This is a genomic window from Pseudomonas sp. Z1-29, assembly GCF_051131995.1.
Classification (GTDB): Bacteria; Pseudomonadota; Gammaproteobacteria; order Pseudomonadales; family Pseudomonadaceae; genus Aquipseudomonas.
Window position 1 is genome coordinate 3,793,684 of the sequence record NZ_CP071645.1, and the last position, 22,530, is coordinate 3,816,213.

Annotated in this window: 21 protein-coding genes; 12 read left to right on the plus strand and 9 right to left on the minus strand. The window is 61.3% G+C overall.

The window, feature by feature from the left end:
• The first annotated feature begins 69 nt into the window (after window positions 1-69).
• The 6 genes from tusD to J3P84_RS17165 all read left to right on the plus strand — a co-directional run bounded on the left by tusD (window position 70) and on the right by J3P84_RS17165 (window position 3,541).
• Entirely contained in the window at window positions 70-462 is a 393-nt protein-coding gene (gene tusD / locus J3P84_RS17140; protein WP_434603751.1) for a sulfurtransferase complex subunit TusD, read from the plus strand.
• Window positions 462-824 carry a sulfurtransferase complex subunit TusC gene (gene tusC, locus J3P84_RS17145; RefSeq protein WP_434624671.1) on the plus strand — a complete coding sequence of 121 codons (363 nt, stop codon included), beginning with the start codon at window positions 462-464 and terminating at the stop codon, window positions 822-824. Before tusD ends, tusC begins: the two co-directional genes overlap by 1 nt.
• Window positions 824-1,117: a sulfurtransferase complex subunit TusB gene (tusB, locus tag J3P84_RS17150; protein WP_434624673.1), complete on the plus strand. Its 294-nt coding sequence runs from the start codon at window positions 824-826 to the stop codon at window positions 1,115-1,117. The genes tusC and tusB overlap by 1 nt, the downstream gene beginning before the upstream one ends.
• Window positions 1,114-1,449 carry a TusE/DsrC/DsvC family sulfur relay protein gene (locus tag J3P84_RS17155; RefSeq protein ID WP_305495521.1) on the plus strand — a complete coding sequence of 112 codons (336 nt, stop codon included), beginning with the start codon at window positions 1,114-1,116 and terminating at the stop codon, window positions 1,447-1,449. The genes tusB and J3P84_RS17155 overlap by 4 nt, the downstream gene beginning before the upstream one ends.
• Window positions 1,446-2,447 carry a glycosyl transferase family protein gene (locus J3P84_RS17160; protein WP_434624675.1) on the plus strand — a complete coding sequence of 334 codons (1,002 nt, stop codon included), beginning with the start codon at window positions 1,446-1,448 and terminating at the stop codon, window positions 2,445-2,447. Before J3P84_RS17155 ends, J3P84_RS17160 begins: the two co-directional genes overlap by 4 nt.
• An 89-nt stretch (window positions 2,448-2,536) precedes the next feature.
• Window positions 2,537-3,541 (plus strand): glutathione S-transferase family protein, encoded by a 1,005-nt coding sequence (locus tag J3P84_RS17165; protein WP_434624677.1) that lies wholly within the window; start codon window positions 2,537-2,539, stop codon window positions 3,539-3,541.
• Window positions 3,542-3,679: 138 nt separating this feature from the next.
• Here the strand turns inward: J3P84_RS17165 and cysG are convergent, their stop codons facing one another.
• The 6 genes from cysG to J3P84_RS17195 all read right to left on the minus strand — a co-directional run bounded on the left by cysG (window position 3,680) and on the right by J3P84_RS17195 (window position 11,307).
• On the minus strand, window positions 3,680-5,074 hold the full coding sequence (gene cysG, locus J3P84_RS17170; RefSeq protein WP_434624679.1) for a siroheme synthase CysG: 1,395 nt from the start codon (window positions 5,072-5,074) through the stop codon (window positions 3,680-3,682).
• The gene (serS, locus tag J3P84_RS17175; RefSeq protein ID WP_434624681.1) at window positions 5,075-6,355 is read right to left on the minus strand and encodes a serine--tRNA ligase; all 1,281 of its coding nucleotides are present in this window, start codon (window positions 6,353-6,355) and stop codon (window positions 5,075-5,077) included.
• A gap of 15 nt (window positions 6,356-6,370) precedes the next feature.
• Window positions 6,371-6,745 (minus strand): fluoride efflux transporter CrcB, encoded by a 375-nt coding sequence (crcB, locus tag J3P84_RS17180; RefSeq protein WP_207961507.1) that lies wholly within the window; start codon window positions 6,743-6,745, stop codon window positions 6,371-6,373.
• Window positions 6,742-8,067, minus strand: coding sequence for a replication-associated recombination protein A (locus J3P84_RS17185; protein WP_434624683.1), 1,326 nt, complete (start codon window positions 8,065-8,067; stop codon window positions 6,742-6,744). Before J3P84_RS17185 ends, crcB begins: the two co-directional genes overlap by 4 nt.
• Window positions 8,068-8,219: 152 nt before the next feature.
• On the minus strand, window positions 8,220-8,843 hold the full coding sequence (gene lolA, locus J3P84_RS17190) for an outer membrane lipoprotein chaperone LolA (protein WP_434624685.1): 624 nt from the start codon (window positions 8,841-8,843) through the stop codon (window positions 8,220-8,222).
• A gap of 58 nt (window positions 8,844-8,901) precedes the next feature.
• Window positions 8,902-11,307, minus strand: coding sequence for a DNA translocase FtsK (locus tag J3P84_RS17195; RefSeq protein ID WP_434569010.1), 2,406 nt, complete (start codon window positions 11,305-11,307; stop codon window positions 8,902-8,904).
• 335 nt (window positions 11,308-11,642) lie between these two features.
• Here J3P84_RS17195 and trxB point away from each other — a divergent pair, with 335 nt between their 5' ends.
• From trxB to infA, 4 genes are all read left to right on the plus strand, one after another.
• Window positions 11,643-12,602: a thioredoxin-disulfide reductase gene (gene trxB, locus J3P84_RS17200; RefSeq protein ID WP_434603730.1), complete on the plus strand. Its 960-nt coding sequence runs from the start codon at window positions 11,643-11,645 to the stop codon at window positions 12,600-12,602.
• Between the two features lie 67 nt (window positions 12,603-12,669).
• Entirely contained in the window at window positions 12,670-13,350 is a 681-nt protein-coding gene (aat, locus tag J3P84_RS17205; RefSeq protein ID WP_434569012.1) for a leucyl/phenylalanyl-tRNA--protein transferase, read from the plus strand.
• A 57-nt stretch (window positions 13,351-13,407) separates the two neighbouring features.
• Entirely contained in the window at window positions 13,408-14,115 is a 708-nt protein-coding gene (locus J3P84_RS17210) for an arginyltransferase (RefSeq protein WP_434569013.1), read from the plus strand.
• Between the two features lie 157 nt (window positions 14,116-14,272).
• Window positions 14,273-14,491 carry a translation initiation factor IF-1 gene (gene infA, locus J3P84_RS17215; RefSeq protein ID WP_002553999.1) on the plus strand — a complete coding sequence of 73 codons (219 nt, stop codon included), beginning with the start codon at window positions 14,273-14,275 and terminating at the stop codon, window positions 14,489-14,491.
• Window positions 14,492-14,723: 232 nt separating this feature from the next.
• Here infA and clpA read toward each other — a convergent pair whose 3' ends face one another.
• Together clpA and clpS are read right to left on the minus strand one after the other, a co-directional pair.
• On the minus strand, window positions 14,724-16,994 hold the full coding sequence (gene clpA / locus J3P84_RS17220; protein WP_305495539.1) for an ATP-dependent Clp protease ATP-binding subunit ClpA: 2,271 nt from the start codon (window positions 16,992-16,994) through the stop codon (window positions 14,724-14,726).
• A 29-nt stretch (window positions 16,995-17,023) separates the two neighbouring features.
• Window positions 17,024-17,386, minus strand: a complete 363-nt coding sequence (clpS, locus tag J3P84_RS17225) for an ATP-dependent Clp protease adapter ClpS (protein WP_305495541.1) — start codon at window positions 17,384-17,386, stop codon at window positions 17,024-17,026.
• A gap of 224 nt (window positions 17,387-17,610) precedes the next feature.
• On the opposite strand from clpS, the gene J3P84_RS17230 reads away from it, so the two are divergent.
• Window positions 17,611-17,910, plus strand: a complete 300-nt coding sequence (locus J3P84_RS17230) for a cold shock domain-containing protein (protein WP_434624690.1) — start codon at window positions 17,611-17,613, stop codon at window positions 17,908-17,910.
• 76 nt (window positions 17,911-17,986) lie between these two features.
• On the opposite strand, the gene icd is transcribed toward J3P84_RS17230, so the two are convergent.
• Window positions 17,987-19,243, minus strand: coding sequence for an NADP-dependent isocitrate dehydrogenase (icd, locus tag J3P84_RS17235; protein ID WP_305495545.1), 1,257 nt, complete (start codon window positions 19,241-19,243; stop codon window positions 17,987-17,989).
• Between the two features lie 480 nt (window positions 19,244-19,723).
• On the opposite strand from icd, the gene J3P84_RS17240 reads away from it, so the two are divergent.
• Window positions 19,724-21,949 (plus strand): NADP-dependent isocitrate dehydrogenase, encoded by a 2,226-nt coding sequence (locus J3P84_RS17240; protein WP_434624692.1) that lies wholly within the window; start codon window positions 19,724-19,726, stop codon window positions 21,947-21,949.
• The last annotated feature ends 581 nt before the right edge of the window (window positions 21,950-22,530 follow it).

Consider the following 22,530-nt stretch of genomic DNA (forward strand, 5'->3'; position numbering starts at 1 on the left):
CCGTTCCGAGAATCGCCCCGACGCCCATAAAGCTTTATCATGGCCGCAGTTTTACGGATCGGGTCTGTCATGAAGTTCGCCATCGCGCTGTTTTCCGCCGCCCATGCGCCCTCCTCGCGCCGCGCCTTGCTGTTTGCGCAAGCCGCGCTGGCCGGTGGGCATGAGATCGTGCGGCTGTTTTTCTACCAGGACGGCGTCTACAACGCCGATAACAGCATCGTCACGCCTCAGGATGAGCAGGATCTGCCCCGGCAATGGCGAACCTTCGTCAGCGACCATCAGCTCGACGGCGTCGTCTGCATCGCGGCGGCGTTGCGCCGTGGTGTGCTCAACGCTGAAGAGGCCCAGCGCTATCAGCGTTCGGCAATCAGCGTCGAAGCGCCTTGGGCCCTTTCCGGACTGGGTCAGCTGCACGATGCGATCCAGGACGCCGACCGCTTGATCTGTTTTGGAGGCGCATGATGGCCAAATCGTTATTGCTCATCAGCCGTCAGTCTCCGTGGTCTGGCCCCGGAGCCCGGGAAGCGTTGGACATCGTGCTGGCCGGCGGTGCGTTCGACCTGCCCCTTGGCCTGCTGTTTCTCGATGACGGCGTGTTCCAGCTCAGCGCCGGGCAAAACGCCAAGGCCCTCCAGCAAAAAGACCTGAGCGCCAATTTGCAGGCATTGCCGATGTTCGGCGTCGAAGACCTGTTTGTCTGCGCCGACAGCGCCGCCGAGCGTGGCATCGCCACCGATACCCTGGCACTGGACGCTTTGAAAGTGCTGGGCGCAGCGGACATCGCCGCGCTCATTGACCGTTACGACCAGGTGATCACCCTCTGATGTCGACTCTGCATGTGTTGTCCCATTCGCCGTTCGGTGATAACCGCCTCGCCAGTTGCCTGCGGATACTGGGGAGCCAGGATGCGCTGCTGCTGTGCGGCGACGCGACTTACGCGCTGCAACCTGGCACCGAACCGTTCGCTGCACTCCAGGCCTTCGGGCGCAAGGTGTTCGTCCTTGCCGAAGACGCCCAGGGCCGTGCCCTGCACATTCCCGACTGGGCCGAAGCCATCGATTATCCGGCCTTCGTCGAGCTCTCAATCGAGCATGACAAGGTCAACTCCTGGCTATGAACGTGCTGACCGTGGGCGCGCGCAGCATCGCGCTGGACAAGGACGGCTACCTGGCCGATCTCAATGACTGGTCAACGGAAGTGGCCACAGCCCTGGCCGCCGCCGAAGACATCGAGCTGAGCCCCGAGCATTGGGAAATCCTCGAACTGCTCCGGGCCTTCCACGATGAATTCCAGCTGTCCCCCGCCACTCGGCCGCTGATCAAGTACACCGCGCTGAAACTCGGCGCGGACAAGGGCAACAGCCTGCACCTGAACCGATTGTTCAAAGGCACTCCCGCCAAACTCGCCGCCAAGCTGGCGGGCCTGCCCAAACCGACGAATTGCTTATGACCGACTTTCCTTCGCTGACCCTCGAGACCCCGGCCGAACATCCGTTCGCCCAATTCGTGCGCATCCTTGGCAAAGGCAAGCGTGGCGCCCGCAACCTCACCCGTGACGAAGCCCGCGAGGCCATGGGCATGGTGCTTTATGAGCAGGTCGAAGAGACCCAGCTCGGCGCCTTCCTGATGCTGTTGCGGCACAAGGAAGAAAGCGCCGAGGAAATGGCCGGCTTCACCGACGCCCTGCGTCAACGCCTGGTGGTTCCACAACTGGCGGTAGACCTCGACTGGCCGACCTACGCCGGGAAGAAGCGCCACCTGCCGTGGTATCTGCTGGCGGCCAAATGCCTGGGACAGAACGGCGTGCGGATCTTCATGCACGGCGGCGGCGCCCACACGGCGGGTCGGCTCTACACCGAACAGTTGCTGGGTTTGCTGGATATTCCCTTGTGCCGCGACTGGCAACAGGTCGGCACCGCGCTGGACACCGGCGGCCTGGCCTTCATGCCGCTGGTGGACTGGGCACCGCAGATGCAACGGATGATCGACCTGCGCAACACTCTCGGCCTGCGCTCGCCGATCCATTCCCTGGCGCGGATCCTCAACCCACTGGGCGCGCGTTGCGGTCTGCAAAGCATCTTCCATCCTGGCTACCAGGCCGTGCATCGCGAGGCCAGCGGGTTGCTGGGCGACACCGCCATCGTGATCAAGGGCGACGGCGGCGAGATCGAAATCAATCCGGACGCCGACAGCCATCTGTACGGCACCACCGGTGGCGCCAGTTGGGACGAAGAATGGCCACGCCTGTCGGAGCAGCGCCACGTCAAGCCGGAGCGCCTCGACCCTGAGCATTTGAAAGCCGTCTGGCGCGGCGACGTCGAGGACAGCTACCCGCAACTGGCGTTGATCGCCACGATGGCTTTGGCCTTGCGCGGCCTGGGTTTGTCTCGCGAAGAAGCGTTCGACAAAGCCCGGCAGTATTGGGACGCGCGGAACAGATCGATTTAGTCGATCATCAGCGCCCAACCTTTGCGCTTTTTGTTCGAACCTATCGGCATAGACTCTTTTCCAACGTTTACCAGGCTGAGGAGATCGAGATGGGTTTGTTGGTCGAGGGCCGCTGGCAGGACCAGTGGTATGAAAGCAAGGACGGCAGTTTCCAGCGTGAACAGGCGCAACGCCGCCACTGGATAACCGCCGACGGCAGCGCCGGCCCTTCCGGCGAGAGCGGTTTCGCCGCCGAAGCCGGTCGTTATCATCTTTATGTGTCCCTGGCCTGCCCCTGGGCCCACCGCACGCTGATCTTGCGCAAGCTCAAGGGCCTGGAAGACCTGATCGATGTTTCAGTGGTCAGCTACCTGATGCTGGAAAACGGCTGGACCTTCGATCAGGCTCACGGCTCGACGGGCGACAAGCTCGACCACTTCGACTTTCTGCACCAGCGCTACACCGCCGATACACCGAACTACACTGGCCGTGTCACTGTGCCCGCGCTGTGGGATAAACAGCAGCAGCGCATCGTCAACAACGAGTCAGCGGAAATCATCCGCATGTTCAACAGCGCCTTCGATGGTCTGACCGGCAACGACCTGGATCTCTATCCAGAGCACCTGCGCGGCGAAATCGATGGGTTGAACGAGCGCATCTATCCGGCGGTGAACAACGGCGTCTACCGCGCCGGCTTCGCCACCACCCAGGCGGCTTACGAAGAAGCCTTTGATCAGCTGTTTGCCGAGCTGGACCATCTGGAAGCCCTGCTGGACACCCGCCGCTACCTGGCTGGCGAGTACCTGACCGAGGCCGACATCCGCTTGTTCACGACGATGATCCGTTTCGACGCGGTGTACTTCGGCCACTTCAAATGCAACCTGCGGCGCATCGCCGATTATCCGAACCTGTCGAACTGGCTGCGGGAGATGTATCAGTGGCCAGGCATTGCCGAGACAGTGGATTTCACGCATATCCAGGGGCATTACTACGGCAGCCACAAGACCATCAACCCCAATGGGATCGTGCCCAAGGGGCCGAAGCAGGACTTCATGGTGGCGCATGATCGAGGGAGGTTGGGTGGGAAAGGGATCTGGCGCGGGGCCCGGGATTGATCCTGGATTTTCGCTGTGATTGAGGGCCTCATCGCGAGCAAGCTCGCTCCCACAGTTGATTGGTGTTGGCCACAATCCGTGGTTACACACAGTCCCCTGTGGGAGCGAGCTTGCTCGCGATTGGCAGCGGCGCGGTCTTCAGACCTGCCCCTGAGCCCCTTCAAACCAAGCCAGCTTCTCGCGCAACTGCACCACTTCCCCGACGATCACCAGTGTCGGCGCATGCACCTCGTGCTCGGCCACCAGCCGCGGCAGGTCCGCCAAGGTACCGGTAAACACCCGCTGGTTTGAAGTCGTGCCTTGCTGGATGAGCGCCGCCGGCGTGTCCGCCGCGCGTCCGTGCTTGATCAATTCGTTGCAAATCACCGGCAACCCCACCAGGCCCATGTAGAACACCAGGGTCTGCGCTGGCGATACCAGGTCCGCCCAGGGCAGATCGCTGCTGCCGTCCTTGAGATGGCCGGTGATGAAACGCACCGACTGGGCGTAGTCGCGATGGGTCAGCGGGATCCCGGCGTAAGCCGCGCAACCACTGGCCGCCGTAATGCCCGGGACCACCTGGAACGGGATGCCATGGGCCGCCAGTTCTTCGATTTCTTCGCCGCCACGACCGAAGATGAACGGATCGCCGCCCTTCAACCGCACCACACGCTTGCCCTGCCGGGCCAGGTCGACCAATTGCTGGTTGATCTGGTCCTGGGGTACCGCATGCTCGGACCGGCGCTTGCCGACGTAAACCCGCTCGGCGTCGCGCCGGCACAGCTCGATAATCGCCGGGGCCACCAGACGGTCGTAAAGCACCACGTCCGCCTGCTGCATCAGGCGCAGCGCGCGGAAGGTCAGCAGGTCCGGGTCACCCGGCCCGGCGCCTACCAGATAGACTTCCCCCGGCGCGTTCGGCGCCTGGCCGTCGATCTTCTCGCGCAGCAACCGCTCGGCCTCGGCGCCCTGCCCGGCCAGTTGGCGATCGGCGATCGGGCCCTGGAAAACCTCTTCCCAGAATGCCCGCCGTTGCTGCACATCGGGAAACAGTTGCTTGACCTGATTGCGAAAGCGCGCCGCCAGGCCGGCCAGTTGCCCGTAGGTCGATGGAATCCAGGTTTCCAGCTTGGCGCGGATCAGCCGTGCCAGCACCGGCGCGTCGCCGCCGCTGGACACCGCAATAACCAGCGGCGAGCGGTCGACGATCGCCGGGAAGATCACGCTGCACAGCGCAGGCGCGTCCACCACGTTGACCGGCACGCAGCGCTTGTGGGCGTCGGCCGAAACCTGGGCATTGAGCGGCTCGTCGTCGGTGGCGGCGATGACCAGGCCGCAGCCGTCCATATCCGCTTCAACGTAGCCACGCAGCACGCATTCGCCGTCGCTGCCACTGACCAGTTCCCGCAACTGCGGTTCGATGTCGGGTGCGACCACCCGCAGCAGGGCACCGGCATCCGCCAGCAGGCGAGACTTGCGCAAGGCAATCTCGCCGCCGCCGACCACCAGCACGCGGCTGCCGCGCAGGTTGTGGAACAGTGGCAGATAGTCCATTTAGCCGATGACCTCGATGCCGCCCATGTACGGCTTCAGCACTTCAGGCACCCGGATCGAACCGTCGGCCTGCTGATAGTTTTCCAACACGGCGACCAGCGTACGACCCACCGCCAGGCCGGAGCCATTGAGGGTATGGACCAGTTCCGGCTTGCCGGTTTCCAGGTTGCGGAAACGCGCCTGCATGCGGCGGGCCTGGAAATCACCGCAGTTGGAGCACGACGAAATCTCGCGGTACTTGTCCTGGCTCGGGATCCAGACTTCCAGATCGTAAGTCTTGACCGCGCTGAAGCCCATGTCGCCGGTGCACAGCGCCAGGGTGCGATACGGCAGCTCGAGCAGTTGCAGGACCTTCTCGGCGTTGGCGGTCAGGCTTTCCAGGGCTTCCATGGATTTCGACGGCTCGACGATCTGCACCATCTCGACCTTGTCGAACTGGTGCTGGCGGATCATGCCGCGAGTGTCACGACCCGACGCGCCGGCTTCACTGCGAAAGCACGGGGTGTGGGCGACAAACTTGATCGGCAGTTGCTTGGCGTCGACGATTTCGCCGGCAACGATGTTGGTCAGCGAGACTTCGGCGGTCGGGATCAGGTACAGGTCGGCTTCGCCGTCGCGAGCGATCTTGAACAGGTCTTCCTCGAACTTCGGCAACTGACCGGTGCCTTGCAGCGCCGGCGCCTGGACCAGGTAAGGCGTGTAGGCCTCTTCGTAGCCGTGCTCGGTGACGTGCAGGTTGATCATGAACTGCGCCAGTGCGCGATGCAGACGGGCGATCGGCCCGCGCAGCAGGGCGAAACGCGCGCCCGACAGCTTGGCGGCGGTTTCGAAGTCCAGCCAACCGAATTTCTCGCCCAGGGCGACGTGGTCCTGTACCGGGAAATCGAAGACTTTCGGCGTGCCCCAGCGACGTACTTCGACGTTGCCGTCTTCGTCTTCACCCACCGGCACCGATTCGTGAGGCAGGTTCGGGATGCCCAGCAGGATCGAATCAAGCTCGCTCTGGATCGCGTCCAGTTCGGTCTTGCCGGCACTCAACTCGCCCGCCATGCGCTCGACATCGGCCATCAGCGGCGCGATGTCTTCGCCGCGCTGCTTGGCCTGACCGATGGACTTGGAGCGCGCGTTACGTTCAGCCTGCAGGGCTTCGGTGCGGGTCTGGACGGTCTTGCGCTGTTCTTCCAGCGCTTCGATGCGCGCGACATCCAGGGCAAAGCCACGGGATGCCAGGCGGTCCGCTACGTCCTGAAGGTTGCTACGTAACAGTTTGGAATCGAGCATGTCGGTCTCTCGTTATCAAAGTTTGGTCAGGGACAGGCCGGCCCAGGTGGCGAGCAGCCCGCCGAACACGCTGATGGCCGCATAGCCCAGGGCCAGCGGCACCTGCCCGCTTTCCAGCAGGCGCACCGTATCCAGTGAAAAGGATGAAAAAGTCGTCAGGCCGCCAAGAAAACCGACCATCAACCCCGCGCGCACCTCGATGGGCACTTCGGGGCGAATCAGAAACAGGCCGTATAGGACGCCGATCAGCAGACAGCCCACGATATTAACGGCCAGCGTCGCGGTATAGAAGTGCCGCGGCCAATTTGCGCTGATCCAGTTGCCCGTGGCGAAACGCAACAATGTACCGGCAACGCCGCCGGCGGAGACTGCGAGAATCAAGGGGATCACGGTTTTCTCCGCTGCCGTGGACTCAATCGGTCCAATTGCGCCAAGTGGTTGAGCTTCTCGCCGATCTTCAGCTCCAGGCCACGGGGCACCGGCTGATAGAACCGCTGGGGTTCGAGTTCCTCGGGAAAATAGTCTTCGCCAGCGGCGTAAGCGTCAGGCTCGTCATGGGCGTAACGGTATTCCTCGCCGTAGCCCAACTGTTTCATGAGCTTGGTCGGCGCGTTGCGCAGGTGCAACGGCACTTCCAGAGAGCCGTGCTCGGCGGCGCTGCGCATCGCCGCCTTGAAGCCCATGTAGACGGCGTTGCTTTTCGGCGCGCAGGCCAGGTAGGTAATGGCCTGGGCCACGGCGAGCTCGCCTTCCGGGCTGCCGAGGCGTTCCTGCACGTCCCAGGCCGTCAGGCACAGGCTCAGCGCGCGCGGATCGGCGTTGCCGATGTCTTCGCTGGCCATGCGCACCACGCGGCGCGCGAGGTACAGCGGATCACAACCGCCATCGATCATCCGCGCAAACCAGTACAACGCGCCGTCCGGGTTGGAGCCGCGCACCGACTTGTGCAGCGCCGAAATCTGGTCGTAGAACGCCTCGCCGCCCTTGTCGAAGCGGCGCCGGGTATCGCCCAGCAGGCTTTGCAGCAGTTCGACACCGATCTCGCTGTCGTCTTCGGCCAGGTCCGAGGCGTTTTCCAGCAGGTTGAGCAGGCGTCGGCCATCGCCGTCGGCAGCGCTGAACAATATCTGGAAACCTTCGTCGCTGAGGCTCAGGTGGCGCTTGCCCAGGCCGCGCTCTTCGGTGAGCGCGCGGTGCACCAGCTTGCGCATCGCCGCCTCGTCGAGGCTCTTGAGCACGTAGACCCGCGCGCGGGACAGCAAGGCGTTGTTGAGTTCGAACGAAGGGTTCTCGGTGGTGGCACCGATGAAAATCAGCGTGCCGTCTTCGACATAGGGCAAGAAGGCGTCCTGCTGCGACTTGTTGAAGCGATGCACTTCATCGACGAACAGGATGGTGCGCTTGCCGTACTGGCCGGCCTGCTGCTTGGCGATTTCCACCGCCTGGCGAATCTCCTTGACCCCGGCCAGCACGGCCGACACCGTTTCGAAATGCGCGTCCGAGACTTCCGCCAGCAACCGCGCCAGGGTGGTCTTGCCGACCCCCGGCGGGCCCCAGAAGATCATCGAATGCAGGGCGCCCTGCTCCAGGGCTTCGCGCAGGGGCTTGCCCCGGGCGAGCACATGTTCCTGGCCGACGTACTCATCCAGGTTGGTGGCCCGCAGGCGGGCGGCCAATGGCTGGGCAATCGGGGCGCTTCGAAACAGGTCCATCACTGCTTATGCAACCTCCACTGGGTCCTGTTGAACACCGCCCCCTGTGGGAGCGAGCTTGCTCGCGATAGCGGCATTACATTCAATATCAATGTTGACTGATATGACGCCATCGCGAGCAAGCTCGCTCCCACAGGGGGGCTTGCCTTTATTTATTCCTGGATCACATCCGCACCCTTGGGGATGTCGAACTTGAACTTGGACGCGGCGATCGGCTCGTTGGCCTTGACCCCGGTGAACAGGATGTTGGTGCGCTGGCCGACACTGTCGATCAGTTGCATGTCGTTGACCAGGCCGTTGCGGAACGACAGGCGCAGGCTGTCGAACAGGCTGTCCTTGGTCTTCGGCTTGAGAGTGAAGTCAATCACGCCACCGGCCTCCTTGGAGGTGATGTCGAAGCTCTGGCTGATCTCCGAGATATCGCCGGAAAGCAACAGCGCCGGCGTCTGGGTCAGGCGCTGGTCGAGGGTCTTGATGGTCACCTGTTCGAGGTCCGGGTCCCACAGGGAGACTTTCTTGCCATCGGACACCATCAGCTGTTCGGCGGGTGCATCGGTGTGCCAGTAGAACAGGCCAGGGCGCTGCAGGGCCATGTCGCCAGCGGTTTCCTGCAACTGGGTGCCGCTGCCGTCGAGGGTCAGCTGGGAGAAACGCGCAGTCAGGGTCTGGGAGCCGCCCAGCAACTGGGTCAGGCGGGCCACATCTTTCTCGCCGGCATGGACCGACAAGGTAGACAAAGCCAATACGGGCAACAACAGCATGCGAATCAGGCGCATGGGAGTCCTCATGAATTCGTGGGGGGTCGAGCGACGCGTCATCACGCCGTCCGGGTTGTCAGTCGCGCATCGGGCCCGGCGCCAGCACTTCGCGCGAGCCGTTGGTGTTCATGGCCGTCACGACCCCGGCCATTTCCATGGCCTCGATCATGCGTGCGGCGCGGTTGTAGCCGATCTTCAGCTTGCGCTGTACGGCGGAAATCGAGGCACGGCGACTCTCCAGGACGAACTGCACTGCTTCGTCATAGAGCGCATCGGTCTCGGCATCGTCGTCACCGCCGCCACTGCTGCCCTCGAAACCGCTGCCGGCCTCTTCGACACCGTTGAGGATGTCGTCGTTGTATTCAGGCGCGCCACGCAACTTCCAGGCTTCGACCACGCGGTGCACTTCGTCATCGGAGACGAACGCACCGTGGACACGGATCGGCAGGCTGGTGCCGGGCGGCATGTAGAGCATGTCACCGTGGCCGAGCAATTGCTCGGCGCCGCCCTGGTCGATGATGGTCCGCGAGTCGATCTTGCTCGACACCTGGAACGCCATGCGGGTCGGGATGTTGGCCTTGATCAGACCGGTGATCACGTCCACCGACGGCCGTTGGGTGGCGAGGATCAGGTGAATACCGGCCGCACGGGCTTTCTGGGCGATACGGGCGATCAGTTCTTCGACCTTCTTGCCGACGATCATCATCATGTCGGCGAATTCGTCCACCACCACCACGATGGTCGGCAGCTTGTGCAACAGCGGCGCTTCGTCGTGGATGCTTTCGCGGTGGTACAGCGGGTCGCTCAACGGCGTGCCGGCTTCCTCGGCCTCCTTGACCTTGGCGTTGAAGCCCGACAGGTTGCGCACGCCCATCTTCGCCATCAGCTTGTAGCGGCGCTCCATCTCGGCAACGCTCCAGCGCAGGGCGTTGGCCGCGTCCTTCATGTCGGTGACCACCGGGCACAGCAGGTGCGGGATGCCTTCGTAGATCGACAATTCGAGCATCTTCGGGTCGATCATGATCAGCTTGGCGTCTTCCGGGCCAGACTTGAACAGGATCGACAGGATCATCGCGTTCACCCCCACCGACTTACCCGAACCGGTGGTACCGGCCACCAGCAGGTGAGGCATCTTCGCCAGGTCGGTGATGACCGGCTTGCCGCCGATGTCGTGGCCCAGGGCCAGGGTGACCGGTGACTTGTGATTGTCGTACTCGGGGGTCGAGAGCACCTCGGAGAAGCGCACGATCTGGCGATCCTCGTTGGGGATCTCGATGCCCACGGTGGTCTTGCCCGGGATCACTTCCACCACCCGCACGCTGGTGACCGCCAGGGAGCGCGCCAGGTCCTTCGCGAGGTTGGCGATACGGCTGACCTTGACGCCGGCGGCCGGCTGGATTTCGTAACGGGTGATGACCGGACCCGGATGGATCGAATCCACCGACACCTCGACACCGAACTCCTTGAGCTTGATCTCCAGCAGATGACCGACGGCCGCCAGGGATTCGGGGGAATAATTGAGTTGTTTCTTTTCGGCAGGATCGAGGATCGAGATCGGCGGCAAGGTCCCTTCCACCGCGCTGTCGACGAACAGCGGCGCCTGTTTTTCCTTCTGCACGCGCTTGCTCTGCTCCGGCGGCTTGGCCGGGGCCATGGTGATGACCGGCGGCACCTGCTTTTCGCGCTCGGACATGTGCTTGCTCAGGGCCTGCTCGCGCTCGATCAGGCGTTCCTTGACCTTGGCCTGCTCGCGTTTGTCCGGAACGGTGGGCGCCACGACGTCATGGACCCGATCGTCCACTTCACGCAGTTGCGCCACCAGTTGCTTGCGTTCGTTGCGCGCCGCCCACCAGCGGTTCAGCGCACCCTGGATCAATTCGATGAGGTCGAGCGTGATCTTGCCGGTGACGTCCATGACCTTGAACCAGGACAGGTCGGTGAACACCGTCAGGCCGAAGAGGAACAGTGCGATGAACAGCAGCGTGCTGCCCTGGATATTCAGGGCATTGCGCGCCAGATCACCAAGGCTCTCGCCCAGCGCACCACCCGCCCCGGCCGGCAGGCCGGTGGGTGCGTGGAAATGGATATGTGCCAGCGCGGCGCCTGACAACACCAGGAACACCAGGCCAATCAGGCGCCAGGAGAACAGCCAGCCGCTCCACTGCCAGGGCTCATGGCGCTGGCGGAAAATCTGATAGGTCTTGATCGCCAGCAGCAGCGGGAAAATATAGGCGAAATAGCCCAGCACCATGAACAGGATGTCAGCGCTGTAGGAACCGGCCGGCCCGCCGAAATTCTGCACGTCTTCGATCTTGCTGTTGTGGCTCCAGCCCGGATCGTCCTTGCCGTAGGTCAGCAAGGCCATCATCAGGAACAGGCACAAGGCCCCAATGGCGATCAACGCACCTTCCTTGAGCCGGTAGTGCAATTGTTGGCGCCAGAGCGGAACGACTGTCTTGGGTGCTGCGGTGGATTTCTTCAAAACGCTTCTTTTCCTGCGCCAATGGCGCGTCCATCTGTTGAATGACTATAAAAACTGCCCACGGGGAGCAGGTAAAAAAAGTGAATGTGCTCAACCGGTACTACTTTTACCACTGAGGCATGTTTTACCACTGTGGCATGCGTCCGGAAAACCGCAGGTGTTGCCGAAGATTTGACCTTTTGCCCGTCCTGCGTTCAAAACTCAAGCATTGTACGGGTTTGTCTTGCCAGAGGCATTGCCCGCTCGCCCGGCGACAACCTGGCCAGAAATGGGTCATCGGGCGCCAATTTGAGCATGCATTCTCTTTTGTGACAAAGGCTTATGAGGTGTTTTTTATGAGCGAAGCGAAGCATTCACGCCTGATCATTCTCGGTTCCGGCCCTGCAGGGTACAGCGCGGCTGTCTATGCAGCCCGCGCCAACCTCAAACCCGTTGTCATTACCGGCATACAGGCCGGTGGCCAGCTCACCACCACGGTCGAAGTCGATAACTGGCCCGGCGATGTCGAAGGCCTGACCGGTCCCGTACTCATGGAACGCATGCAGCGGCACGCCGAGCGCTTCGACACGCAGATCGTCTACGACCATATCCATACCGCCAAGTTGCAACAGCGACCGTTCGAACTGGTCGGCGACAGCGGCACCTATACCTGCGATGCATTGATCATCGCCACTGGCGCCTCGGCTCAATACCTGGGCCTGCCTTCAGAGGAAACCTTCGCCGGCAAAGGCGTGTCCGCCTGCGCGACCTGTGATGGCTTCTTTTATCGAAACCAGGTGGTGGCCGTTATCGGTGGCGGTAACACGGCGGTTGAAGAAGCCTTGTACCTGTCGAACATCGCCAGGGAAGTTCACCTGATTCACCGCCGCGACAAGCTGCGCGCGGAAAAGATATTGCAGGACAAGCTCTTCGAAAAGGCAGCCAACGGCAATATCCGCCTGCACTGGAACCAGAACCTGGATGAAGTGCTGGGTGACGCCAGCGGCGTGACCGGCGCGCGCCTGCGGCACAGCGAGACGGGCGATACCAGCACGTTATCCCTGGCCGGGGTGTTCATCGCCATCGGGCATAAACCCAACACCGATCTGTTCCAGGGCCAGTTGCAGATGCGCGATGGCTACCTGATTGTGCGTGGCGGCAGCGAAGGCAATGCCACCGCCACTGACATCGAAGGTGTTTTTGCCGCCGGCGACGTGGCTGACCACGTCTATCGCCAGGCCATTACGTCCGCCGGCGCCGGTTGCATGGCCGCGCTGGATGCAGAAAAGTATCTCGATGACATCCCGGCCGTTTGACGGTTAACCTCTAGGGCGGGCCTATGACAGGGCCCGCTCCCCTCCCCTTCTGCAAGTCCGGATAACGATGCTGACCTGGTTACAACGCAACACGTTCGATTTCCCACCGCTGGAAAAAGCCATGCGCGACCCCAATGGCTTGCTGGCCGCCGGCGGGGATCTTTGCGCCGATCGGTTGATCCAGGCCTATCGCCACGGCTGCTTTCCATGGTTCTCGGAGGGACAGCCGATTCTGTGGTGGTCACCGGACCCGCGCACCGTGCTGTTTCCCGACGAACTGCATGTTTCCCGCAGCCTGAACAAGCTGTTGCGCAAGCAGCGCTATCAAGTGACGTTCGACCGGGACTTCGCGGCGGTCATCAAGGCCTGCGCCGCACCCCGCGATTATGCCGACGGCACCTGGATCACCGACGCCATGCAGACCGCTTATCTGGAACTGCACCGGCGTGGCTTCGCCCATTCGGTGGAGGTCTGGGACCAGGACCAACTGGTGGGCGGCTTGTATGGCCTGGCGATGGGGCAGCTGTTTTTCGGCGAGTCGATGTTCAGCCGGGCCGACAATGCGTCGAAATTCGGCTTCGCAACCCTGGTCCAACATCTCAAGGAAGCGGGTTTCGTGCTCATTGACTGCCAGATGCCCACCGAGCACCTGCACAGCCTGGGCGCCCGGTCGATTCCCCGCGCAGCGTTTGCCGATTACCTGAAGGCGCACCTGGACCAGCCCAACCAGGCCACCTGGCTTTGCTGAGCGATATTCGCTCGACTGGCTTACACTTGAATTGAAGTTTTATCCCGAGGGTTGATCATGACCGAGTTGGCGCGCTTGAAGTTCTATGCCACTCAACCTCACTCTTGCAGTTATCTGCCGGAGGAGCAGGCCACGACCCTGTTCCTCGACCCGAGCCAGCCCATGGATGTGCATGTCTACGCAGACCTGTCGGAAATGGGCTTTCGGCGCAGTGGCGATCATCTTTACCGGCCCCATTGCCAACACTGCAATGCGTGCGTTCCGGCGCGCATTCCCGTGGCGCGATTCACACCCAATCGCCAGCAAAAGCGTATTTTCAAGCGCAACGCCGACTTGCAGGTGCGCCCGGCCAAGCCGCAATTTACCGAAGAATATTTTGACCTGTACCAGCGCTATATCGAGCAACGCCACGCCGATGGTGACATGTACCCGCCTAGCCGGGATCAATTCTCGACGTTCCTGGTGCGCGACCTGCCGTTCTCGCGCTTCTACGAGTTCCGCCTCGATGACCGACTGGTCGCCATCGCCGTCACCGACCTGCTGCCCAATGGGCTTTCGGCGGTGTACACCTTCTATGAGCCCGACGAAGAAAAACGCAGCCTGGGGCGTTTTGCGATTCTCTGGCAGATCAACGAGTGCCGGCGCCTGGGCCTGGATGCGGTGTACTTGGGCTATTGGATCAAGAACTGCAAAAAAATGAACTACAAGACCCAATATCGGCCCATTGAATTGCTGATCAATCAGCGGTGGGTTGTCCTGAACTAAGGGCTCGCTCGCAATGAGTGCCCCGATGCAAGTACCCGACTCGTCGAGTATCCCAAGAACCCCTTGGCTTGCCCCCCCTTTTTCGGGCACAATGCACGCCGCTTTTGCCTGGCGCAGTTGCACCGGGCCATTCACTGGATACCGAGGGCTTTACTGCATGTCGAAAGAAGACAGCTTCGAAATGGAAGGCACTGTCGTCGACACCCTGCCCAACACCATGTTTCGTGTGGAGTTGGAAAATGGGCACGTCGTAACCGCGCATATCTCCGGCAAGATGCGCAAGAACTACATTCGTATTCTTACCGGTGACAAAGTGCGCGTCGAGCTGACGCCCTATGACTTGAGCAAAGGGCGCATCACTTACCGCGCTCGCTAACAAGTCAATACAAAACGCCCGGCTCATGTCGGGCGTTTTTGTTTGCCCGCGATTTGATGGCTGCCCCGAAACACTGTGGGAGCGAGCTTGCTCGCGATAGCGGTGGGTCAGTTTGCATCAGTGCCGAATGTGCCGCAGCCATCGCGAGCAAGCTCGCTCCCACATGGGATTGCGGTGTCGCATATAGCAAAAAGGCGCCTTTCGGCGCCTTTTGCTTATCCCAGATTTACGATCAGGCCATTTCTGCCGTGGTTTCGAAGTCGAACGTAAGCTCGCCATCCTTGATGTCGATGTGGACCACACCGCCATGCTCGGCCAGTTCGCCAAAGAGGATTTCCTCCGCCAGTGGACGCTTGATCTTGTCCTGGATCAGGCGAGCCATCGGCCGTGCCCCCATCGTCACATCGTAGCCACCTTCGGCGAGCCAGCTGCGTGCCGCATCGGTAACCTCCAGCAACACCCGCTTGTCTTCGAGCTGCGCCTGAAGTTCGGTAAGGAACTTGTCCACCACGCTCTTGATGACTTCATGGCTGAGGCGACCAAACTGGATGATAGTGTCCAGGCGGTTACGGAACTCAGGCGTGAAGCTCTTCTTGATCACTTCCATCGCATCGGACGAGTGATCCTGATGGGTGAAACCGATCGAAGCGCGCGCAGCGGTTTCAGCGCCGGCGTTGGTGGTCATGATGATGATCACGTTGCGGAAATCCGCCTTGCGTCCGTTGTTGTCGGTCAGCGTACCGTGGTCCATGACCTGCAGCAGCAGGTTGAAGACTTCCGGATGCGCCTTCTCGATCTCATCGAGCAACAGCACGCAGTGCGGCTGCTTGGTGATCGCCTCGGTCAACAGGCCGCCCTGGTCGAAGCCGACATAACCTGGAGGCGCACCGATCAGCCGCGATACGGTGTGACGCTCCATGTACTCGGACATGTCGAAGCGCACCAGCTCGATCCCCAGCGCCTTGGCCAACTGCCGTGCCGCCTCGGTCTTGCCGACACCGGTAGGCCCGGCGAACAGGAACGAACCGACCGGTTTGTCCGGCGACTTGAGACCGGCGCGCGACAGCTTGATAGCGGTCGACAGCGAGTCGATGGCCGCATCCTGGCCGAACACCGTGAGCTTCAGGTCGCGCTCCAGGTTACGCAGCAGCTCCTTGTCGGAACTGGTGACGTGTTTTGGCGGAATCCGCGCGATCTTCGCGACGATGTCCTCGACCTGCGGCACGTCGATGCGCTTGACGCGATTCTCCACCGGTTGCAGGCGCTGATAGGCACCCGCCTCGTCGATGACATCGATGGCTTTGTCCGGCATGTGCCGATCATTAATGTAGCGCGAGGCCAGCTCGGCGGCGGCGCGCAACGCCTCATCGCTGTATTCGATGCTGTGGTGCAGCTCGAAACGCCCTTTCAGGCCGCGCAGGATGCCGATGGTGTCTTCCACCGACGGCTCCGAGACGTCGACTTTCTGGAAACGCCGGGCCAAAGCACGGTCTTTCTCGAAAATGCCACGGAATTCCTGGAACGTGGTCGAGCCGATGCAACGGATATCACCCGAGGAAAGCAACGGCTTGAGCAGGTTCGAGGCATCCATGACGCCACCCGACGCAGCACCGGCACCGATGATGGTGTGGATCTCGTCGATGAACAGGATCGCCTGCGGACGTTTCTTCAGCTCGCCGAGCAGCGCCTTGAAGCGTTTCTCGAAGTCGCCGCGGTATTTGGTACCGGCCAGCAAGGCACCCAGGTCGAGGGAATAGACGACACTGTTGGCCAGCAGGTCCGGCACCTGGTTATCGACGATGCGCTTGGCCAGGCCTTCGGCGATCGCGGTCTTGCCCACGCCCGCCTCGCCTACCAGCAGCGGATTGTTCTTGCGACGCCGGGCCAGGATCTGCGCCACGCGCTCGACTTCCGCCTCGCGCCCGACCAGCGGGTCGATACGGCCCTGGCGCGCCAGTTCGTTCAGGTTGCTGGCATAGGCATCCAGGGGATTGCCTGAAGAAGAAGACTCACCGCCCTCGTCGTCCTGCATGTCCTGCTCACCCTCGGAATGATCGCCATGCCCGGGCACCTTGGAGATGCCATGGGCGATGTAGTTGACGACATCGATACGCGCCACGCTCTGCTGCTTGAGCAGGAAGACCGCCTGGCTTTCCTGCTCGCTGAAGATCGCGACCAGGACATTGGCGCCGGTGACTTCGCGCTTGCCCGAGCTCTGTACGTGAAAGACAGCACGCTGCAATACACGCTGGAAGCCCAGGGTTGGCTGGGTTTCGCGATCCTCGTCATGAACGGGGATCAATGGCGTGGTGGAGTCGATGAACTCCTGCAGATCATGCTTGAGTTTATCGAGGTTTGCGCCGCAGGCACGCAAAACGGTGGCGGCAGCCTCATTATCCAATAGGGCCAGCAGCAGGTGTTCGACGGTCATGAATTCATGACGCTTCGAACGAGCCTCCTTGAAGGCAAGATTGAGGGTGACTTCGAGCTCGCGGTTTAACATAGCTTCACCTCATACCCAAGTGGTCGGCGTTAACCGTCCTTCTCGATTTCACAGAGTAGCGGATGCTGGCTTTCCCGGGCGTACTGGTTGACCTGCATGGCCTTTGTCTCGGCGATGTCGCGGGTAAACACTCCACATACTGCCCGTCCCTCTGTATGGACGGCCAGCATGACCTTGGTCGCCAGCTCGCGATTCAGGTTAAAAAACACCTCGAGCACTTCGACGACGAAATCCATCGGTGTGTAGTCATCGTTGAACAAAACCACCTTGTACATCGGTGGAGCCTGTAAAGCGGGCTTTGATTCCTGAACAGCAATACCCGCTGAATCGTCGTCATGTAGATCCGGGCGATCCTGATTGAATGTTAGTCGAATCTGGCTGATTGCATGCATGGAAAGAAAGGTTCGTTTAGTTGGCGAATACAGTGATGGGGCCGCTTGCAGGCGATTTCAACCGCTACTGCCCGATCACCTTGACTATCGGCAAATCGGTGTTACAACCAATAGAGCCCACCGTGGGTTAAAAAGGTCCGTGAAGTCAATCCGATTTCAATGATCGACGGCGGATAGTCAGGATGATACTCCCATGGCGGGGTGTGTTGCAGAGGGATATTGGTATGCCGGGTACCGGGATGACATTCAAGGGCAAGGTCAAATGGTTCAACAACTCCAAGGGCTTCGGGTTTATCAATCGCGATGGCGATCCGAATAAGGAAGACCTGTTCGCTCACTACTCGGCGATCCTGATGGACGGCTACAAGACCTTGAAGGCCGGGCAAACCGTGTCGTTCAGCATGATCCAGGGTCCCAAGGGCGTACACGCAGTCGCCATCACGCCCGTCGCGCAGGACAACGCCGACGCCACGCCCGAATCCGTCAACGCCCTGGAGCACGTCAGCGCCTCCGAAAAAGGCTGACACACCCGCCCCTCCTCAGGCAAAACGCCCGGATCGATCACTCGAGCCGGGCGTTTTCAGTTGCGTAACGATCCGCCTACATGTGCGAGATCAGTGCATCACCAAAGCCGGAAGACGATACCAGCTTGGCTCCGTCCATCAGGCGTTCGAAGTCATAGGTCACGGTTTTGGCCGAGATCGCGCCGTTGGTGCCCTTGATGATCAGGTCGGCCGCTTCGGTCCAACCCATGTGACGCAGCATCATTTCCGCCGACAGGATCAGCGAACCCGGGTTGACCTGGTCCTTGCCGGCATATTTGGGCGCGGTGCCATGGGTGGCCTCGAACATCGCCACGGTGTCCGACAGGTTGGCGCCCGGCGCGATACCGATACCGCCCACTTCGGCCGCCAGGGCGTCGGAGAGATAGTCGCCGTTGAGGTTCAGGGTTGCGATCACGTCGTACTCGGCCGGGCGCAGCAGGATCTGCTGGAGCATGGCGTCGGCGATGGCATCCTTGACCACGACATTCTTGCCGGTCCGCGGATTCTTGAACTGCATCCAGGGCCCGCCGTCGAGCAGGGTCGCGCCGAACTCTTCGGCCGCCACTTCGTAGGCCCATTCCTTGAAGGCACCTTCGGTGAACTTCATGATGTTGCCTTTGTGCACGATGGTCAGCGAATCGCGGTCATTGTCGACAACATATTGCAAGGCTTTGCGCGCCAGACGTTTGGTGCCCTGCTTGGAAACCGGCTTGACGCCGATACCGCAATCTTCGTCGAAGCGGATCTTGGTAACACCCATTTCCTCCTTGAGGAACTTGATGACCTTGGTGGCCTCGGCCGAACCGGCCTTCCACTCGATGCCTGCATAGATGTCTTCGGAGTTCTCGCGGAAGATTGTCATGTCGACATCGCCAGGCTTCTTCACCGGGCTTGGCACACCCTCGAACCAGCGCACCGGGCGCAGGCAGACATACAGGTCCAGCTGCTGGCGCAGCGCGACGTTCAACGAACGGATACCGCCACCGACCGGCGTGGTCAGCGGGCCCTTGATGGAAACCACGTAGTCCTTGACCGCGTCCAGGGTTTCCTGGGGAAGCCAGGTGTCCTGGTCGTAGACCTGGGTGGCTTTTTCACCGGCATAGACTTCCATCCAGGAAATCTTGCGCTTGCCGCCATAAGCCTTCTCGACCGCGGCGTCGACGACCTTGATCATGACCGGACTGATATCAACGCCAATGCCGTCACCTTCAATGAAAGGAATGATCGGATTGTCGGGAACATTAAGAGAATGGTCTGCATTGACGGTGATTTTGTCACCGACGGCTGGAACCTGAATCTTTTGATACCCCATGCTGAACTCCATTGCTTGGATTGAACATCTGGCTGCGTTCGAGCGTACCCCAGTTGTATCGGCACGCAAACCCTACGTTCGGCCCGTCCTCGGCAAATAAACCGAGTTCGCCGCGTACAAGCCTGAAAACCAAGGGAAAAGCGCCAAACTTGAGCATAGTCCAGCCCCGCGGCCTGCGACGTTTAGACCAATGGACGTGTACGGAAGTCTATGAACCGTCGGCAGATCGCCAGCTACCTATGTATAATGCCGCCGCTGACCACAGGGTCACGACGGCTGACGGCTCTATCACGAGACTTTCCGCCAATTTGAAAGCCGGACCGTACCGCGGCCCGACCGCTTGACGCTCGACTGATGCACCCAACATCACCGCGAAGAAACCTCGACATTCGGCTCACGGATGACTTTGAACGAACGCGCTTACCCGGCGCCCCTCGAGTTTCTGCGCATGCTTTAGCAAAGAAGAGAGTTAATCCGAATATGCCCACCCGCTCGAAGATCATCTATACCTTCACCGACGAAGCGCCTGCCCTCGCCACCTATTCGCTGCTGCCGATCGTCGAAGCCTTCACCGCTTCGGCCGATATCGCCGTGGAGACCCGCGATATCTCCCTCGCAGGGCGCATCCTGGCCAGCTTCCCCGAGCAACTGGGTGACAAAGCCGTAGCCGACCACCTCGCCGAACTGGGCGACCTGGCCGTCACGCCTGAAGCCAACATCATCAAGCTGCCGAACATCAGCGCCTCGGTGCCGCAACTGCAGGCCGCGATCAAGGAATTGCAGGCCCAGGGCTACGCACTGCCGGACTACCCGGAAACCGTGACCACCGACGCCGAGAAAGAAGTCCGCGCCCGTTACGACAAGGTCAAGGGCAGCGCCGTGAACCCGGTCCTGCGCGAAGGCAACTCCGACCGCCGCGCGCCGCTGTCGGTGAAGAACTACGCTCGCAAGCACCCGCACAAGATGGGCGCCTGGGCTGCCGATTCCAAATCCCACGTGGCCCACATGAGTACCGGCGATTTCTACGGCAGCGAAAAAGCCGCCCTGATCGACGCCGCGGGCAGCGTGAAGATCGAGCTGATCGCCAAGGACGGTACTGCCACTGTCCTGAAGGAAAAAACCACCGTCCAAGCCGGTGAGATCCTCGATTGCGCGGTCATGAGCAAAAATGCCCTGCGCAATTTCATCGCCGCCGAAATCGAAGACGCCAAGCAGAAAGGCGTGCTGCTGTCGGTTCACCTCAAAGCGACCATGATGAAGGTCTCCGACCCGATCATGTTCGGCCAGATCGTGGCTGAGTACTATAAGGACGCGCTGGCCAAGCACGCCCAGGTACTGGAGCAGATCGGCTTCAACCTGAACAACGGCATCGGCGACCTGTACGCCCGCATCAAGGCCCTGCCGGCCGAGCAGCAGGCGCAGATCGAAGCCGACATCCAGGCGGTCTATGCCGTTCGTCCGGCACTGGCGATGGTCAACTCCGACAAAGGCATCACCAACCTGCACGTGCCGAGCGACGTCATCGTCGACGCCTCGATGCCAGCCATGATCCGTGACTCCGGCAAGATGTGGGGCACCGACGGCCAGCTGCACGACACCAAGGCCGTGATCCCGGATCGCTGCTACGCGACCATCTACCAGGCCGTGATCGAAGACTGCAAGCAACACGGCGCCTTCGACCCGACCACCATGGGCAGCGTGCCGAACGTCGGCCTGATGGCCAAGAAAGCCGAAGAGTACGGCTCCCACGACAAGACCTTCCAGATCAAGACTGACGGTGTGGTCCGCGTCTCGGACAGCAACGGTCGCACCCTGCTGGAGCAGAACGTCGAGGCTGGCGATATCTTCCGCATGTGCCAGACCAAGGACGCGCCGATCCAGGACTGGGTCAAGCTCGCCGTCAACCGCGCCCGCGCCAGCAGCACCCCGGCAATCTTCTGGCTCGACCCGATGCGCGCCCACGATGGCGTGATGATCGAGAAGGTCCAGGCTTACCTGAAGGATCACGACACCAGCGGCCTGGAGATCCGCATCATGTCGCCTGTCGACGCGATGAAGTTCACCCTGGCGCGTACCCGCGAAGGCAAGGACACCATCTCGGTGACCGGCAACGTACTGCGTGACTACCTGACCGACCTGTTCCCGATCATGGAACTGGGCACCAGCGCCAAGATGCTCTCGATCGTGCCACTGATGAACGGTGGCGGCCTGTTCGAAACCGGCGCCGGCGGCTCGGCACCCAAGCACGTGCAGCAATTGCTGGAAGAGAACTTCCTGCGTTGGGATTCCCTGGGCGAGTTCCTGGCCCTGGCCGCATCCCTGGAACACCTGGGCGTGACCTACAACAACCCGAAAGCACTAGTGCTGGCCAAGACTCTCGACCAGGCGACTGGCGAATTCCTGGACCGCAACAAGTCGCCTTCGCGCAAGGTCGGCGGCATCGACAACCGCGGCAGCCACTTCTACCTGACCCTGTTCTGGGCCCAGGCACTGGCCGCCCAGGATGACGACGCAGCCCTGAAGGCGCAGTTCACCACCCTGGCCAAGACCCTGACCGACAACGAAGAAAAAATCGTTGCCGAGCTCAACGCCATCCAAGGCAAGCCAGTGGACATCGGCGGCTACTACTTCGCCAACCCCGAGCTGACCAGCAAGGCCATGCGCCCGAGCAACACCTTCAACGCGGCGATTGCTGCGCTGGTATAAGGTCACAAGGAAACACCACAAACCCCGGCCTGGTGCCGGGGTTTGTGTTTCTGGCATTTACACTATCCGTCAGACAGCACCCGACCCTGTGGGAGCGAGCTTGCTCGCGATTGCAATTCATCATTCAATTCAAATATTGACTGACCTACCGCTATCGCGAGCAAGCTCGCTCCCACAGTTGGATTGGAGTACAGCCGGCAAAGACAGGTCGGCTGTCAGGCCGCCTTCGCGAGCAGGCTCGCTCCCACAATTAGACCGGGGTATAGCCAAAGAGACAGGCCGGCTATCAGGCCGCCTCGATCTTGATCTTGATCTTGATCCTGATCCTGATCCTGATTTGGGGCGCCCCGTTAACCACGATGGCCGAACGCAGGCATTGCGCAGTGGGCAACCCGGCATGGACGCCGGGTTAGCCGCGCTGGGCCATGGATGGCCCTTCGCGGCGGCCCACGGAGCAATGCCGGAGTGAGGGCATGCCGAGCCTAGGCGAGGCACCGAGTGGTGGGGCTAAGCCTTTTTGGTTACTTTTTTGGCGTCTGAAAAAAGTGACCCGCCGTAAGGGCGGAACCCTAAGCAGCCGT

Bases quoted from the DNA above. Each gene is read 5' to 3' on its own strand.
- lolA (WP_434624685.1), bottom strand. From the start codon at position 8,843: ATGCGCCTGATTCGCATGCTGTTGTTGCCCGTATTGGCTTTGTCTACC.
- infA (WP_002553999.1), top strand. From the start codon at position 14,273: ATGTCGAAAGAAGACAGCTTCGAAATGGAAGGCACTGTCGTCGACACC.
- clpS (WP_305495541.1), bottom strand. From the start codon at position 17,386: ATGCATGCAATCAGCCAGATTCGACTAACATTCAATCAGGATCGCCCG.
- tusC (WP_434624671.1), top strand. From the start codon at position 462: ATGGCCAAATCGTTATTGCTCATCAGCCGTCAGTCTCCGTGGTCTGGC.
- J3P84_RS17230 (WP_434624690.1), top strand. From the start codon at position 17,611: ATGCCGGGTACCGGGATGACATTCAAGGGCAAGGTCAAATGGTTCAAC.
- serS (WP_434624681.1), bottom strand. From the start codon at position 6,355: ATGCTCGATTCCAAACTGTTACGTAGCAACCTTCAGGACGTAGCGGAC.
- clpA (WP_305495539.1), bottom strand. From the start codon at position 16,994: ATGTTAAACCGCGAGCTCGAAGTCACCCTCAATCTTGCCTTCAAGGAG.
- trxB (WP_434603730.1), top strand. From the start codon at position 11,643: ATGAGCGAAGCGAAGCATTCACGCCTGATCATTCTCGGTTCCGGCCCT.
- J3P84_RS17240 (WP_434624692.1), top strand. From the start codon at position 19,724: ATGCCCACCCGCTCGAAGATCATCTATACCTTCACCGACGAAGCGCCT.
- tusB (WP_434624673.1), top strand. From the start codon at position 824: ATGTCGACTCTGCATGTGTTGTCCCATTCGCCGTTCGGTGATAACCGC.
- J3P84_RS17160 (WP_434624675.1), top strand. From the start codon at position 1,446: ATGACCGACTTTCCTTCGCTGACCCTCGAGACCCCGGCCGAACATCCG.
- cysG (WP_434624679.1), bottom strand. From the start codon at position 5,074: ATGGACTATCTGCCACTGTTCCACAACCTGCGCGGCAGCCGCGTGCTG.
- tusD (WP_434603751.1), top strand. From the start codon at position 70: ATGAAGTTCGCCATCGCGCTGTTTTCCGCCGCCCATGCGCCCTCCTCG.
- aat (WP_434569012.1), top strand. From the start codon at position 12,670: ATGCTGACCTGGTTACAACGCAACACGTTCGATTTCCCACCGCTGGAA.
- J3P84_RS17185 (WP_434624683.1), bottom strand. From the start codon at position 8,067: ATGGACCTGTTTCGAAGCGCCCCGATTGCCCAGCCATTGGCCGCCCGC.
- J3P84_RS17165 (WP_434624677.1), top strand. From the start codon at position 2,537: ATGGGTTTGTTGGTCGAGGGCCGCTGGCAGGACCAGTGGTATGAAAGC.
- J3P84_RS17210 (WP_434569013.1), top strand. From the start codon at position 13,408: ATGACCGAGTTGGCGCGCTTGAAGTTCTATGCCACTCAACCTCACTCT.
- J3P84_RS17155 (WP_305495521.1), top strand. From the start codon at position 1,114: ATGAACGTGCTGACCGTGGGCGCGCGCAGCATCGCGCTGGACAAGGAC.
- icd (WP_305495545.1), bottom strand. From the start codon at position 19,243: ATGGGGTATCAAAAGATTCAGGTTCCAGCCGTCGGTGACAAAATCACC.